Consider the following 14,360-nt stretch of genomic DNA (forward strand, 5'->3'; position numbering starts at 1 on the left):
AACACCCCTCAAGCGTTCCGAGACGGAAGACCTGAGGGGTATTTTTGTTTGCAGACAGCTTAGTTATTGGCTGCAATCGCAGCGTCGAGCAGGTCTTGGCCCACAGCTTCTTCAAACTGTGCCCAAACCGGCTTCATCGCTTCAACCCATTGCTGACGCTCAGCATCGCTCAGGTCGATAACTTGTGAACGGCCAGACTCTTCAATGGCTTTACGGTCGCTGATTGCTTTGTCGAGGGCAATTTTGTTACCGAATGCAATCGCTTCGTCCATGGACGCTTTAACAACCGGACGCACGTCGTCCGGCAGGCTGTCCCAGAATTCGCGGGATGTTACAACCAGATAGTCAAGCAGGCCGTGGTCGGTTGCTGTGATGTATTCCTGAACTTCGAAGAATTTTTTGGAATAGATGTTGGACCAGGTGTTTTCCTGACCGTCGATCGCTTTTGTTTGCAGCAGAGTAAAGACTTCAGAGAACGGCTTTTTCAGAGGAACAGCGTTCACCGCTTCAAACTGTGCAGACAGAACGTCAGAGCTCATGATACGGAATTTCAGGCCGTCGGCGTCAGCCGGTGTACGCAGGGGCTTGGAAGCGGAGATTTGCTTCATACCGTTGTGCAGGTAACCCAGACCAACGATGCCTTTTTTACGCATGGAAGCGAGGAGTTTTTGACCCGCTTCGCTTTGCTGGAATTTCTCAGCAGCAGCCATGTCTTTAAACAGGAACGGCAGATCAAACAGTTGCAGTTTCTTTGTGTATTTTTTGAATTTTGACAAAGATGGTGCCGCGATTTGGACATCGCCCAGCAGCATTGCTTCCAGAACTTTGTTATCCCCGTACAGCTGAGAGCTTGGGTACACTTCAACTTTAACTTTGTCGCCCAGACGCTCTGCGATCAGGTCGCGGAATTTGTTAGCCATTTGGCCTTTTGGTGTATTCTCAGCAACAACGTGAGAAAACTTGATAACGATCGGCTCAGCAGCTTGTGCAACAGTCGCAGTCATCATTGCAGCAGCCATGAAAAGGCCAGCGGTAAACTTACGCATAAGGATTATTCCTCCCAATTAAAAAATACAAACGGCGGCTGAATGGTATTCGATAAAATAATTTCGAAGCCAATTCTCCCGTTGCCGCCGTTTGTTAAGTCATACTTTTAGCAAAGAAAGTAAGCCTAAGTATTCAAATTGAACGGGGAAGGAAAACAGCAAATTTGCGTAAAAATATAAAAAAGTGCGACTGTGCGCTGCAACATTCAGGGTTTTATTGCGTTGAGTAATCTTCGTGTGCGGGTTTTCGCACATATGGCACAAAAGAATGGGCGATATCTCGCGCATTGTATTGTTCGTAATTCAAACAATTTTCCGAGATATGCAGAACTTGCATATCTGAGATGAGCGATTCGCATTCTGGTCAGACCAATTTGCGTTAGCCTTTTGGGGTGTAGTCCGTACGTTCTATGTCGTACTTCTTCATCTTATCGCTGAGGGTCTTGCGCGGGACCTTGAGAATATCGAGAGCGTCTTTAATGCAGCCATGGGTCTGTTCCAGGGCTTGTATGATGAGACTCTTTTCATACGTTTCCAGCCGCTGGGGGAGGCTTTCGTCATTGAGATCGGTCTTTTTGTGCGCCACAGGTTCGGTGTGCAGCGGGTTTTGTCCTGCCCCGAGGATGAACCGTTCTGCGGCATTTTTCAGTTCCCGCACGTTGCCGGGCCAGTCATGAGCGATCAGGGCTTCTGTTTGCGGGGCGCGAATGTCTGGTAAATCCCGTTTAAACCGCTCCGCGGCTTCGGTGGCAAAATGTAGGAACAGGGTGGGGATGTCCTCTTTCCAGCTGCGCAATGGCGGGGTGTGGATGGTGACGACACTCAGTCGATAGTATAGGTCTTCACGGAAAGTTCCTTTTTCGATCTCGTCTAACAGGTCGGCTTTGGTGGCAGCGACAATGCGCAGGTTGAGGGGCAGGACTTGATTGGAACCCAGCCGTTCGATGGATCTTTCTTGTAGAACACGCAGCAGCTTGACCTGCAATGTGAGGGGCAGGGACTCAATTTCATCAAGGAACAGGGTGCCGCCGGAGGAATATTCGATTTTACCGATCCGGCGTGAATTATTGCCGGGGAAGGTGCCGGGTTCATAACCGAAAAGTTCGCTTTCAAATAAATTTTCTGGCATGGCGCCGCAATTCACGGCAACAAAATGGCCGTTGTGTCGGCTGCTCCCGTCATGCAGGCAGCGCGCGACCAGTTCTTTACCCGTACCGGTTTCCCCTGCAATCAGCACATCGGCTTGCGCGTCTGCGATGTTGCGGATCTGGTTGCGCACATGGTCGATGGGTTTTGACTTGCCCATCAGTCCGGTGGGAAGTTCCCCCTGTTTTTTGAGTTTTTCGCGTAGCTTGCGGTTTTCTTTGATCAGGGTGAGACGTTCCATGGCGCGCGAGGCCACATCGATTAATAAATCCGAAGGGAAAGGCTTTTCGATAAAGTCATATGCCCCGTCGCGCATGGCCTGAACTGCCATGGTGACATCGCCATGACCGGTGATGAGGATGACGGGCAGGTCTTTGTCGATCTTCTGGACTTGCTCCATAAACGCCAACCCATCCATGTTGGGCATCTTGATATCGGTGATGACGATCCCGGGCCACCCCTGTTCGATCTGTTTCAGCCCGTCTTCGGCACTTTCCAGACAAACGGCATCGAAGCCTGCAAGTTCCAGTGTCTGTTTTGCCGATAGCCGGATGTGCATTTCATCATCAATAAAGAGGACCGGACCTTTATATTCGTAATCAACCATGAGGAGCCTGTAAAAGTTCTACGCTAAAGACGGCACCGCCGTCCGGGTGGTTATGGGCTTTGAGGACACCGCCGAAATCCTGAATGATCCGCGAGGAAATGGAAAGACCCAATCCAAGGCCTTTCCCCACTTCTTTGGTGGTGAAGAAGGGATCGAAGATGCGCGCCATGTCTTTTTCCTCGCAACCGGGGCCATTATCCCGGATGGTGAGGGTGACGCGGCTACGTGACATGGTGGCGGAAATCCAGATTTGAGGCTTTTCTGTTTCAGACAGGGCATCAAGGGCGTTGCGCAAGAGGTTGAGAAGCACCTGTTCTAGCCGGATCGTCTCCCCCAGAACCATGATGGTGTAATCGCCCAGCTGGTTGTGGATGGTGACGCCCGTGAGATTGGACGAACTGTCGATAAGTTTTAAGGTTTCTTCCACCACTTTATTTAAACTGATCGGCTGTTTCTCTGATGGGGTTTTGCGCGAAAACACTTTAAGCTGCCCGGAGATTTTCCCCAGACGGGCACAGAGGTTGGAGATTTCTTCCAGATTGGATTGCACGTCGTTATAGCGGGCACGTTCCATAAAAACGCGGGCGTTGTCGGCGTAAGAGCGAATGGCGGTCAGGGGCTGGTTCATCTCATGGGTGATACCGGCAGCCATTTGTCCCAGAGCCGCCAGTTTACCAGCCTGCACCAGTTCATCCTGTGCCATATGAAGATCGTTTTCCGCTTTCAGTCTTTCTTTAATTTCTTCTTCTAGTCGGGCGTTGGCTTCACTTAGGGCTTTGGTGCGGCGCTCGACACGTCTTTCCAATTCAATGGCGGCTTCTTCGAGTGTTTTTTGATGCTGTTCTTGAAAGAGCAACTTGTTTTGGATCATATTGCGCCGCTGTAAGATGTAAAGCAGGCTTAAAATTGCGATTAACCATGCAAAGGCACCCAGAATAACACTATCCAATGTGTCTTCACGCAGGTTTGATTCCCGAAAGAGGTAATGGATTTTCCATTCCGTACCCAAGATATTTTTGGTGCGCACATATATGTCTCCCCAATTGGACGCGTTTTTGACCCGGCCCAATGGTTGACGGATGGACACCCGTTTGGTGTGGTCATCAATAATATTTTCCCGGCCTTGTTCAATCGGGCTCAGCGGGGCGTCAAAGTATTGTCTGGACTGAATGAGCGCGGTGCGTTCTGCCTTCGTCATGGGCTCAAATGTACGAAACTTCCAGCTTTTATTGCTGGAGATAATGATCACGCCGTTATTGTCGGTGACGACTACTTCCTCTTTCGATCGGGCCCAGGCTTCTTCCAGTCGGGCAACGCTGACTTTAACAACCACAACCCCGTCAATCTGATCTCCGTTGCCGATGGGGTAGGATAAAAAATAGCCGGGAATTTTAGAGGTTGTGCCAAGGGCAAAATAATGTCCGACCTTGCCCTGCATGGCATTTTTAAAATAGGGACGGAATTTGAAGTTCTTGCCGACAAAGGAGTCTTCCTGATCCCAGTTACTGGATGCCAAGGTGACACCGCTGGGGGACATGACGTAGACGACAGAGACTTCGGCGGTTTGCCGGATTAAGTTTAAGTGGCGGTTGGCCCGTTCAATCTGTCTGGGGGTCGGGTCATGAAAAAAAAGCGCTTGCAAAATGGGGTCGCGGCCCAAAATGGTCGGCAGGTATTCATATTTCTCCAACTCACTGACAATGTTGGAGGAATAGAGATTCATGCGGGAGTCAAGTTGTTGGCGCAGGTCATCAAGGGCGGTTCGGTGCGTCCAGCTTGCCAGTGCCCAAAGCGATAAGGGCATGACGATGGAGAGAAGCAGTATGAGTGACACGCGCACGGTCTTTTTCTGCATCAGATCCTGTTCAAAATCCGGTGCGGCCGTGTGAGGTTGGGAGAGGTGGAAACTATCTTGTGCCATCGTCATTCATAGGTAAAAGGCGCCTCAACAAAATCCCTGCTCTTGAGGGGTGTCCCGGAAACTTGCCTCGTTTCGTATAGGGGTGTCCAGCATCAAAGGAGGGATTAATCCTATGTGCAAAATGTTAAAATATATGTAATAGATAGGTTTTTGATCATTGTATTTGAGTTTAGGCATGGTGAATACACCAAATATCTGGGTTTTGGCAGATGACCGCGCAGGCAACGTGGGGCAATGTCTCGGTGTTGCAGAAGCCTTGAACTGGCCGTTTGAGCGCAAGGATATTGCCTATAATAAGTTGGCGAAATTGCCAAACTTTTTGCTTGGGGTGCGCTTGTGTGGCGTGCAGGCGCTGTCGCGTGATGGCCTTCAGGCCCCATGGCCTGATCTGGTGATTGCGGCGGGACGTCGTACCGCACCTGTTGCCCGATATATCAAGAAACAAAGCAAGGGGCGGGCCAAACTCGTCCAGATCATGCATCCGGGAAGCGCCGGTGCAGAAGATTTTGACCTGATTTTTGTGCCGGATCATGATGCAAAGACAGTGGCGGCAAATGAGGTTTTGATGATCGGCGCGCCCCATCGCGTGACGGATGGAAAACTAGCCGAAGCACGTGAAATTTGGACCCCGCGATTTAAAGAGTTGGGCCGCCCGCTGATCGCATTAATCGTAGGGGGGGCGACCAAGGATAAAGAGTTTAGCACCGAGATGGCAAAGGTGCTGGGCCAGCAGGTTAATCAGTTGGCCGCCGCCTTGGGGGCCGGTGTGTTGTTGACGACTTCACGGCGCACGGGCACGGCTGCACAGGCCATCGTGGATGAAATCACCGTTCCCGCTTTCATTTATCAATGGGGCGATGCGGGTGAAAACCCTTATTTCGGTTTTTTGGCGTGTGCGGATTATATTGTTGTCACCGGTGACAGTGTGTCCATGTGTTCGGAAAGTTGTGCCGCGGGTAAGCCTGTTTCCATTTTTGCACCTGCCAATATGATTTCTGATAAACATCAGCGTATGGTGACGTCAATGGTCGAAAAGGGCGGCGCTGGTCTTTTCAATGGTCAGGAATTAGCAACGACCCCGGCGTCTCTGAACGTTACACAGGACATTGCAGGGAAGATTAAAACTTTATTCCCTGTAGAATAGTAGGCGCTTTACCCGCTTTACGGTTGAGTTTTGATCGACTATAATAGATCAAATTGCACTCTATCCCTGAGGTGTTAAGGCATGACCGAAGATGGCATAGTTGATTTTGTATCAAAGGGAGACTTTGATGAAGTCACCGCTGTTGGTCTTGTTGCGCAGGACAGTTTTGTCAGTCTCTATGAAAGATTGTTTCATACCCGTAGAGGGCAAGAGGTTGTGCGCGTGCTGGTCAATATTCTGGATTTTCAGGGCCAGTTGTCGTTCGAAAGTTTTACGCGTATTCTACAGCATGCTGATGCCCATGAGATCGGGTATATTGATATGACTGTCATTACCCAAGACCCGGGCCGCCCTTTGATCGGGCAAATGTTGGAGGCACTGGCGGATGGGTTTAACGTGAATGTAAAGCTGACATTTTCCCCGCATATGCCCGAACGTTTCCTCTGTGGAGAAAGCGCTTAAGGGGCAGGGACCACTTTGCCGGGGTTCATGATGTTGTTCGGGTCTAGCGTGCGTTTAAGGGATCGCATGATTTCCAGCTCGCTGCCGCCTCTAAACATCTCCATTTCTATCATCTTGATCTGACCGATGCCATGTTCGGCACTGAAGGACCCGTGATAGCGTTCTGCCATTTCATGGACGATCTGGTTGAGTTCGGGCAGGTGTGACAGAAACTCGGCTTTGTCCATCTGGACAGGCTGGCTGATGTTAAAGTGGATATTGCCATCACCCGCGTGGCCAAAGGTACAAAGCCGTGCATCGGGCAAGATGTTTTGGATCATATGTCCGGTCTCTGTCAAAAAATCCGCAATTTTGGACAGCGGGACGGACACATCGTGCTTAATGGACGCGCCTTCATGTTTTTGCGCTTCTGACATGCTTTCGCGCAATCGCCAGAAGTTTTCCGCCTGCGTGATCGTTTCTGCCATCAGGATATTTTGGAAGAAGCCCTGTTCCAGCAGGTGATGCAAGGTCTCTTCCAAAGCTGGGCGCAGGTTGGTGTCGGGGCGCGAGGCGCTGAGTTCCACAACCGCATACCACGGATAGGCTCTGGTAAAGGGGTCGCGCAACCCTTCCATATGTTTGGCGACAATCTCCACCCCAAAGCGCGGCATAATCTCAAAGGCCGACAGGTCGCTGCCAAAGACGCTGCGCAGGTGGGCATAGCCTTCCATCAGTTGATAGATGTCCGCGGCCCCGATCAAGCAGGTCTGTGTCTCTTTGGGCAGGGGGAAGAGCTTCAGCACCGCACCCGTGATGACGCCCAACGTGCCTTCCGCCCCGATAAACAGATGTTTTAAATCATATCCTGTATTGTCTTTGCGCAAACCGCGCAAGCCCTTCCAGATGCGACCATCGGGCAGCACGACTTCCAGTCCCAACGTGAGGTCACGCATATTGCCATAACGCAAAACATGGATGCCGCCTGCATTGGTGGCAAGGTTGCCACCGATCTGACAGCTTCCTTCGGACGCGAGCGATAGCGGGAATAGCATATCCGCGCTTTTGGCTGTATCCTGAATGTCTTTTAAAATACAGCCCGCATCAACCGTGATGGTGGCGTTTAACGGGTCGATATCCCTGATCCGGTTGAGACGTGACAGATTTAACAACACGCCGCCCTTGGGGACAGCTCCGCCGCAATGTCCGGTATTGCCGCCTTGCGGAACAACGGGAATATCTTCGTCATTACAAAGGGCTAGAACTTCCGAGACTTCTTTTGTGCTGGCGGGTTTGATCAAAACATCGCACGTACCGTGAAACCGTCCGCGGCTTTCTTCGAGAAAAGGGGCGATCTCTTTTGCATCGGTGATGAAACCTTTCTCCCCGACGATGGACTGTAAAGATTGCAAAGTGGCAGCGGAAAAGGGCATGTTCAGGCCTGTTTGGATTAAAACTTTTTGTACACTACCTCTTGTTTTGGTAATCTGCCAGTGCTACTTTCCGCACCGCTATTTTTCACATTTTTGTATGCCCCCGTTTAATGGGGTTGAAGAGGGACGTAATCGTCATGTCTGCATTAGACAAAGATACCGTCAAGAAGATTGCTTTTCTGTCACGCCTTGAAGTGCCGGAAGAAAAGCTGGAGCCGATCGCACAGGATCTGAGCAAAATTCTTGATTGGGTAGAGCAACTTTCTGAAGTTGATACCGATGGGGTGGAAGCCATGTCTTCCGTTGCTGAAATGACGCTGCATTGGCGTAAAGACGAAGTAACCAGCGGCGACCAGCCGGATTTGGTTCTGAAAAACGCTCCCGATCAAGACGATCACTGCTACCTCGTACCAAAAGTGGTGGAATAATCATGACCAAATTGACAAATTTAACACTGGCGTCTGCCCGTGACGGGTTGAAAGCTGGCGAGTTTAGCGCGGTTGAGCTGACCCAAGCGCATATCGATGCGATGGCAGCAAACAAAGACCTGAACGCTTTTATCACTGAAACACCGGAACTGGCGCTGGAACAGGCGGCCGCGTCCGATGCGAAGATCAAATCCGGTGATGCGGGTGCGATGGAAGGTCTGCCGATCGGCATGAAAGACCTGTTCTGTACAAAAGATGTGCGTACAACGGCTGCATCCAAAATTTTGGACAACTTCATCCCGCCTTATGAGTCTACCGTTTCCGGTAACTTGAAAAAGGCCGGCGCGGTCATGTTGGGTAAAACCAACCTTGACGAATTTGCCATGGGGTCTGCCAACATCACCTCTGCGTTCGGGAATGTGAAAAACCCTTGGAGCGCGGATGCTGGCAAAGACTTGGTGCCGGGCGGTTCTTCCGGTGGGTCTGCGGCGGCTGTTGCGGGGGAGCTGTGTTTGGCAGCAACCGGGACAGATACAGGCGGGTCCATCCGTCAACCGGCCTCCTTCACAGGGATCGTTGGTTTGAAGCCGACATACGGTCGTTGTTCACGTTGGGGTGTGGTTGCGTTTGCGTCCTCCCTTGACCAAGCGGGGCCGATGACCAAAACAGTGCGGGATGCAGCTATTATGTTGCAGTCCATGGCGGGCTATGATGTGCACGACAGCACCTCTGCACCGATGGATTTGCCGAACTTTGAAGCGGCGCTGACAGGCGATATCAAAGGTCTTAAGATCGGTATCCCGAAAGAATATCGTGTGGATGGCATGCCACAGGAAATCATCGACCTTTGGAAAAAAGGCGAAGATATGCTGAAAGATGCGGGCGCGGAGATCGTTGAAGTGTCCCTGCCGCACACAAAATATGCCCTGGCAACATATTATATCGTGGCCCCTGCTGAAGCCTCCAGTAACCTTGCGCGTTACGATGGCGTGCGGTACGGCCACCGTGCAGAAGGTGAGCTGAAAAACCTTGATGACCTTTATTGCAAAACACGCGGTCAAGGTTTTGGGGATGAGGTACAGCGCCGTATCATGATCGGGACGTATGTTCTGTCTGCTGGCTATTATGATGCCTATTATGCCAAAGCACAAAAAATCCGCACATTGATCTCGCAAGATTTCAAAAACGCTTACGAAAGCTGTGATGTGATTTTGACACCGACATGTCCGTCTGCGGCCTTCGGGATTGGGGAAAATGAAGACGATCCGGTCAAAATGTACCTGAACGACGTCTTTACGGTCCCGACGTCTCTGGCGGGTCTGCCGGGTATTTCTGTGCCGACGGGTCTGAGCGAAGGCGGCTTGCCGCTGGGTCTGCAACTGATCGGTCGTGCATTTGATGAAGAAACACTTCTGCGTACAGCAGGGGTACTGGAAACGGCAGCCGGCTTTACAGCCAAGCCGAAGATGTTGGGAGCATAAATCACCATGGCTTACATTATCAAAGGTGAAACAGGCGACTGGGAACTGGTAATCGGTCTGGAAGTCCATTGTCAGGTCGTTTCCAACGCGAAACTGTTTTCCGGTGCGTCCACCAAGTTTGGCGCAGAACCGAACCATAACGTCGCGTTTCTCGATGCGGGCATGCCGGGCATGTTGCCGGTTATCAACGAAAAATGTATCGAACAGGCTGTTCGCACAGGTTTGGGCTTGAAGGCGCAAATCAACGAATATTCTGAATTCTCTCGTAAAAACTATTTTTATGCGGATCTGCCGTTGGGCTATCAGATTTCACAATTTGATAAACCGATCGTGGGCGAAGGCGTCATGGTTCTGGACCTTGACGGGGGCGAAACCAAAGAAGTCGGCATCGAGCGTCTGCATATGGAAATCGATGCAGGTAAATCCCAGCACGACCAGCACCCCACTAAGTCTTATATCGACTTGAACCGTGCCGGTGTGTGTTTGATGGAAATCGTTTCCAAGCCGGAGATGTCTTCACCGGAAGAAGCGGGCGCATATGTGCGCAAATTGCGTTCTATCGTGCGCTACCTCGGGACTTGTGATGGCAACATGGACGAAGGGTCCATGCGTTGTGACGTCAACGTGTCTGTGCGCAAAGTTGGGGAAACCGAACTGCGTACCCGTACAGAAACCAAAAACGTCAATTCTGTTCGCTTCGTCATGCAGGCGATTGAGGCAGAGGCAGCCCGTCAGGTTGAGCTTTATGAAGATGGCGGCGAAGTCGTACAGGAAACACGCCTGTTTGACCCGACCAAAGGTGAAACACGCTCCATGCGTTCCAAAGAACATGCGCATGACTACCGTTATTTCCCGGACCCGGACCTGTTGCCGCTGATCCTGCCGGAAGGCTATGTGGAAAATATCCGCAAGACCCTGCCGGAATTGCCGGACGAAAAGAAAAACCGCTTCATCAACGAACTGGGCCTGTCTGCGTATGACGCATCCGTTCTGGTTGCGGAAAAAGAAAAAGCGGACTTCTACGAAGAAGTGGCGAAAGGTCGTGATGGCAAGCTCGCGGCAAACTGGGTGATCACCAACCTGTTTGGCGCGTTGAACAAGCTGGGTAAAGGCATTGACGAAAGCCCGGTTTCTGCTGAAAACCTCGGGAAGTTGGTAGAGCTGATCTCCAACGACACGATTTCCGGTCGTATTGCGAAAGACGTCTTTGAAATCATGATCGAAACAGGCGATGCCCCTGAAAAGATCGTAGAAGAAAAAGGCCTGAAGCAAATCACCGATACCGGTGCGATTGAAGCGGCGATTGACGAGATCATCGCGGCCAACCAAGATAAGGTTGAAGAAATCCGCGCTGGTAAAGACAAGATGCTGGGCTGGTTTGTCGGTCAGGTCATGAAGGCCACACAAGGCAAAGCCAATCCGGGCGTAGTAAACAAGCTGCTGCGTGATAAAATCATGGGCTAAGCCGTTTGTTTACAACGAACAAATGAAAAGGCGATTCTCTGAAAGGGGAGGCGCCTTTTTCTATCTGGAAACGTGCGTATTGAGAGTCGGGGTAAACGGAGACTAACGTTTTATACCGCTTTTGCTGCGTCCAAGTGGGGTGATGGTGGTTTTGTGAAACCCTGCACCAAACTGCTTGCGCATCACCCAGCCTTTTTTCTCACACTCTTCAACGGTTCTTTCTAGAATCGTGCCGGATATATCATCGGCAATGGCAATGTCGCCGGACATAATCAGCAATTCGAGGAGGAGTTTTTGTTGGGGAAGAACGTTGGACATGGCTCACCTTGAAAATATGCGCATTATTTTGATCCTTCTGGACCACAAATGTGAAATTGATCATATTCATAGAGAATCTGTTCTATAGTCTATCGGGTAATGCTTAACCATTTGATAAAGAAAGAACCCCCTTATGATTGATTTATATTCTTGGCCTACGCCAAATGGGCAGAAAGTCCACATTATGTTGGAAGAGGTCGGGCTGGACTATCGTGTCCACGGTATTGATATTGCCAAGGGGGATCAATTCACGCCGGACTTCCTCAAAATTAGCCCGAATAATAAAATTCCGGCGATTGTGGATCATGATGGGCCGAACGGTCAGCCGATTAGCTTGTTTGAAAGTGGCGCGATTCTGATGTATCTCGCAGAGAAGACGGACAGCAATCTGTTGCCGAGCGATACAGCCAAACGCTATGAGGTCATTCAATGGTTAATGTTTCAAATGGCTAGCATTGGTCCAATGTTGGGGCAGGCGCATCATTTCCGCATCTACGCACCGGAACAGATCGATTATGGTATTGAGCGCTACACGAAAGAGGCAACACGTCTGTACGGCGTGATGGAAAAACGTCTAGGGGAAGCGGAGTATCTGGCAGGTGAGTATTCCATCGCCGATATCGCCTCTATGCCCTGGATCCGGTCTTACAAGAATCAGGGGCAGGATCTGGATGATTATCCAAACGTAAAACGCTGGTTTTTGGCGATTAAAGAGCGTGACGCCGTGCGTCGGGGCCTTGATGTCTTAAGCGAACATACCCGCCAGAAAGCCTATACAAAGGAAGAATTGAAAACGTTATTTAACGTCGATAAAAAATAAATTGAATAAATACGTTTTAGAGCGTTGACAGGACTGCCGACTATTTGTAGAAACCTTCCACGTTCTTATGGACAGTTGGCCGAGAGGCTGAAGGCGCTCCCCTGCTAAGGGAGTATGGGCTTAACCGTCCATCGAGGGTTCGAATCCCTCACTGTCCGCCAGAATTATAAATAACCCGTTGAAAATCAACGGGTTATTTTTTTGTCAGGGTACCAGACTATCACCCAGCCCATCCATAGGCGCATGTTTAAATAGCCCTTTTGAAGGGTTACTGTATTGCAGCAACAAAGATAGAAATCGAATCTTATCTATCTGGTACTTCCAAGCCTTAATCTTTATTGGTTTTATTTATTTCCAATCAAAAGAAAACTTCTGAATTTTAGGCAGCCATTCTTGAAAGACTAATATACTTGGAAATTCACCATGCTTACCTACAGGGAGCTTTGAAAATATGTTATGAATACTGCGTTCAAGGGCATTGAAGTTTTTTACATATATGATTTCGTAAGCAATTAAACCATTTTTCCAGCCATTTAAGCCTGTCGCCGCTCCAATACCATCAATAGCAAAGCTAGGAGAGATTAAGTTCTCTAACTCTTCTATCTGAATGCCGGGGTGTTTTATGAAAAAGTTATTTACGGCTGTTTCAAATGATTTCCCTATATGGCTTGTATTCTTACGCACAATCTTAAACCCCTCTAGAATATGTTCGGGGAGGCTATCATTATATAAATAGGCAGTAAATCTCAAAGTAGTCTATATAAACAAATTTAAACCCCTGAAGAGCAATGATGCAGGGCTACAGAAAACACAGTATTCAACGGATTGTCTTGTTGAATTCCTTATGAGGAGATGGTTCTATTTCACGCATATCATACACAGCTACATGTTTAAATTTTTCGAGATTAGGCCGTAAACTCATAAAATTTCTTCCTGTATGGGCTTAAATGTGATTCAAATCTCCAACAGATTTGGAGGAATTATGAACCGTCGTCGTTTTGATCTTACCGACTATGAATGGTCGATTATTGAACCGCTTTTGCCGCAAAAAAGCCGAGGCGTTCCTCGTGTCGATGATCGCCGCGTATTGAACGGCATTCTCTGGGGATTTCGAACAGGTTCGCCGTGGGCAGATGTGCCTGAACGCTATGGTTCACACACGACCTGCTACAATCGTTTTGTTCGTTGGCGTAAAGCGGGCATCTGGGATCACCTTCTTGATGAGATTTCAAAAGGATATGATGGTGATCTGATTATGATCGACGGTTCTTGTGTTCGCGTTCACCAGCATGGTGCAACGGTAAAAAAGGGGACCATGACGATGGTTGCATGGGACGTTCCCGTGGCGGGTTAACAACCAAAATCCATGCCCTTGTCGATGCTGAAGGTCGCCCCATCAAACTTGAACTCACCGCAGGCCAAACTCACGACAGCCAACCAGCCCCTGATATGTTGGAAGACATGCGGGAAGGAGCAATCCTGTTGGCCGATAAAGCCTATGACAGTGACGCTATCCGACAACTGGCCCAAAGTAAAAAAGCATGGGCAAATATTCCGCCAAAGAGTAATCGAAAGAAATTTTTTGCCTTCAGCATATTTCTCTATCGTTACAGAAATATGGTTGAGAGGTTTTTCAATAAACTCAAACAGTTCAGAGGCATTGCGACCCGATACGATAAGAACACTGAAAACTATCTTGGCGCCGTAAAACTGGCACCAGTTCGCATCTGGATGAGAAGCTTATGAGTCTACGGCCTAATATTTTTCTATTAGTTGCACTGATCTGTTTCCGAAAAACTGGACCGTTTCAAGTGAGAAAATTCTCGTTTAGATTTTTAATCTAAAGAGGAGAATTTGAGATGAAGCGTTCAAAGTTTAATGAAAGCCAAATTGCCTTTATTTTACGTCAGGCTGAAGAAGGAACATCCGTTGAGGAAATCTGCAGAAAAGCAGGAATATCGCAACAAACCTATTATCGCTGGCGAAAGAAATATGGAGGCTTGATGCCTTCGGAGATGAAACGTCTAAAGCAACTCGAAGAAGAGAATAAACGGTTAAAGGGGCTGGTTGCAGATTTGTCATTGGACAAAGCCATGCTGCAGGATGTGATC

14 protein-coding genes and 1 tRNA gene are annotated in these 14,360 nt (G+C 49.4%); 9 read left to right on the forward strand and 6 right to left on the reverse strand.

Features of this window, described 5'->3' with window-relative positions; translation table 11 throughout:
- Window positions 1–59 precede the first annotated feature (59 nt).
- The 3 genes from Q397_RS0117965 to Q397_RS0117975 all read right to left on the reverse strand — a co-directional run bounded on the left by Q397_RS0117965 (window position 60) and on the right by Q397_RS0117975 (window position 4,726).
- Window positions 60–1,046 (reverse strand): TRAP transporter substrate-binding protein, encoded by a 987-nt coding sequence (locus Q397_RS0117965; RefSeq protein WP_028880591.1) that lies wholly within the window; start codon window positions 1,044–1,046, stop codon window positions 60–62.
- A 379-nt stretch (window positions 1,047–1,425) separates the two neighbouring features.
- Window positions 1,426–2,799 carry a sigma-54-dependent transcriptional regulator gene (locus tag Q397_RS0117970; RefSeq protein WP_028880592.1) on the reverse strand — a complete coding sequence of 458 codons (1,374 nt, stop codon included), beginning with the start codon at window positions 2,797–2,799 and terminating at the stop codon, window positions 1,426–1,428.
- Window positions 2,792–4,726, reverse strand: coding sequence for a sensor histidine kinase (locus tag Q397_RS0117975; RefSeq protein ID WP_028880593.1), 1,935 nt, complete (start codon window positions 4,724–4,726; stop codon window positions 2,792–2,794). The genes Q397_RS0117970 and Q397_RS0117975 overlap by 8 nt, the downstream gene beginning before the upstream one ends.
- A 169-nt stretch (window positions 4,727–4,895) precedes the next feature.
- Between Q397_RS0117975 and Q397_RS23270 the strand changes: the two genes are divergently transcribed.
- Both Q397_RS23270 and Q397_RS0117985 read left to right on the forward strand, forming a co-directional pair.
- The gene (locus Q397_RS23270; protein WP_051610299.1) at window positions 4,896–5,864 is read left to right on the forward strand and encodes a mitochondrial fission ELM1 family protein; all 969 of its coding nucleotides are present in this window, start codon (window positions 4,896–4,898) and stop codon (window positions 5,862–5,864) included.
- 81 nt (window positions 5,865–5,945) lie between these two features.
- Window positions 5,946–6,326 (forward strand): hypothetical protein, encoded by a 381-nt coding sequence (locus Q397_RS0117985; RefSeq protein WP_028880594.1) that lies wholly within the window; start codon window positions 5,946–5,948, stop codon window positions 6,324–6,326.
- Here the strand turns inward: Q397_RS0117985 and Q397_RS0117990 are convergent.
- Window positions 6,323–7,738, reverse strand: coding sequence for an FAD-binding oxidoreductase (locus tag Q397_RS0117990; protein WP_028880595.1), 1,416 nt, complete (start codon window positions 7,736–7,738; stop codon window positions 6,323–6,325). The two genes, Q397_RS0117985 and Q397_RS0117990, sit on opposite strands and share 4 nt — an antisense overlap.
- A gap of 137 nt (window positions 7,739–7,875) precedes the next feature.
- Here Q397_RS0117990 and gatC point away from each other — a divergent pair, with 137 nt between their 5' ends.
- The 3 genes from gatC to gatB are packed head-to-tail and all read left to right on the forward strand — an operon-like array spanning window position 7,876 to window position 11,111.
- The gene (gene gatC / locus Q397_RS0117995; protein WP_028880596.1) at window positions 7,876–8,166 is read left to right on the forward strand and encodes an Asp-tRNA(Asn)/Glu-tRNA(Gln) amidotransferase subunit GatC; all 291 of its coding nucleotides are present in this window, start codon (window positions 7,876–7,878) and stop codon (window positions 8,164–8,166) included.
- 2 nt (window positions 8,167–8,168) lie between these two features.
- Window positions 8,169–9,647 (forward strand): Asp-tRNA(Asn)/Glu-tRNA(Gln) amidotransferase subunit GatA, encoded by a 1,479-nt coding sequence (gene gatA, locus Q397_RS0118000; RefSeq protein WP_028880597.1) that lies wholly within the window; start codon window positions 8,169–8,171, stop codon window positions 9,645–9,647.
- 6 nt (window positions 9,648–9,653) lie between these two features.
- Entirely contained in the window at window positions 9,654–11,111 is a 1,458-nt protein-coding gene (gene gatB / locus Q397_RS0118005) for an Asp-tRNA(Asn)/Glu-tRNA(Gln) amidotransferase subunit GatB (protein ID WP_028880598.1), read from the forward strand.
- Window positions 11,112–11,213: 102 nt separating this feature from the next.
- Here gatB and Q397_RS0118010 read toward each other — a convergent pair whose 3' ends face one another.
- The gene (locus Q397_RS0118010) at window positions 11,214–11,429 is read right to left on the reverse strand and encodes a hypothetical protein (RefSeq protein ID WP_028880599.1); all 216 of its coding nucleotides are present in this window, start codon (window positions 11,427–11,429) and stop codon (window positions 11,214–11,216) included.
- A 133-nt stretch (window positions 11,430–11,562) separates the two neighbouring features.
- Here Q397_RS0118010 and Q397_RS0118015 point away from each other — a divergent pair, with 133 nt between their 5' ends.
- Window positions 11,563–12,249 carry a glutathione S-transferase N-terminal domain-containing protein gene (locus Q397_RS0118015; RefSeq protein ID WP_028880600.1) on the forward strand — a complete coding sequence of 229 codons (687 nt, stop codon included), beginning with the start codon at window positions 11,563–11,565 and terminating at the stop codon, window positions 12,247–12,249.
- A gap of 69 nt (window positions 12,250–12,318) precedes the next feature.
- A tRNA-Ser gene (locus tag Q397_RS0118020) sits at window positions 12,319–12,410 on the forward strand.
- A 187-nt stretch (window positions 12,411–12,597) separates the two neighbouring features.
- On the opposite strand, the gene Q397_RS0118025 is transcribed toward Q397_RS0118020, so the two are convergent.
- Window positions 12,598–12,933, reverse strand: coding sequence for a hypothetical protein (locus Q397_RS0118025; protein WP_156950777.1), 336 nt, complete (start codon window positions 12,931–12,933; stop codon window positions 12,598–12,600).
- A gap of 298 nt (window positions 12,934–13,231) precedes the next feature.
- On the opposite strand from Q397_RS0118025, the gene Q397_RS24820 reads away from it, so the two are divergent.
- Together Q397_RS24820 and Q397_RS0118040 are read left to right on the forward strand one after the other, a co-directional pair.
- Window positions 13,232–13,995, forward strand: a protein-coding gene (locus tag Q397_RS24820; protein WP_156950778.1) for an IS5 family transposase whose coding sequence is annotated in 2 segments (ribosomal slippage) — window positions 13,232–13,547 and window positions 13,547–13,995 — 765 coding nt in all. Because the reading frame shifts where the segments join, the coding sequence is not laid out codon by codon here.
- A gap of 113 nt (window positions 13,996–14,108) precedes the next feature.
- Window positions 14,109–14,360 (forward strand): transposase (locus Q397_RS0118040; RefSeq protein WP_028880604.1); only part of this gene is annotated, 252 nt, incomplete at its 3' end.

Source organism: Terasakiella pusilla DSM 6293 (assembly GCF_000688235.1).
GTDB classification, from domain to species: domain Bacteria; phylum Pseudomonadota; class Alphaproteobacteria; order Rhodospirillales; family Terasakiellaceae; genus Terasakiella; species Terasakiella pusilla.

Bases quoted from the DNA above. Each gene is read 5' to 3' on its own strand.
- Q397_RS0117965 (WP_028880591.1), bottom strand. From the start codon at position 1,046: ATGCGTAAGTTTACCGCTGGCCTTTTCATGGCTGCTGCAATGATGACT.
- Q397_RS0117970 (WP_028880592.1), bottom strand. From the start codon at position 2,799: ATGGTTGATTACGAATATAAAGGTCCGGTCCTCTTTATTGATGATGAA.
- Q397_RS0117975 (WP_028880593.1), bottom strand. From the start codon at position 4,726: ATGACGATGGCACAAGATAGTTTCCACCTCTCCCAACCTCACACGGCC.
- Q397_RS23270 (WP_051610299.1), top strand. From the start codon at position 4,896: ATGGTGAATACACCAAATATCTGGGTTTTGGCAGATGACCGCGCAGGC.
- Q397_RS0117985 (WP_028880594.1), top strand. From the start codon at position 5,946: ATGACCGAAGATGGCATAGTTGATTTTGTATCAAAGGGAGACTTTGAT.
- Q397_RS0117990 (WP_028880595.1), bottom strand. From the start codon at position 7,738: ATGCCCTTTTCCGCTGCCACTTTGCAATCTTTACAGTCCATCGTCGGG.
- gatC (WP_028880596.1), top strand. From the start codon at position 7,876: ATGTCTGCATTAGACAAAGATACCGTCAAGAAGATTGCTTTTCTGTCA.
- gatA (WP_028880597.1), top strand. From the start codon at position 8,169: ATGACCAAATTGACAAATTTAACACTGGCGTCTGCCCGTGACGGGTTG.
- gatB (WP_028880598.1), top strand. From the start codon at position 9,654: ATGGCTTACATTATCAAAGGTGAAACAGGCGACTGGGAACTGGTAATC.
- Q397_RS0118010 (WP_028880599.1), bottom strand. From the start codon at position 11,429: ATGTCCAACGTTCTTCCCCAACAAAAACTCCTCCTCGAATTGCTGATT.
- Q397_RS0118015 (WP_028880600.1), top strand. From the start codon at position 11,563: ATGATTGATTTATATTCTTGGCCTACGCCAAATGGGCAGAAAGTCCAC.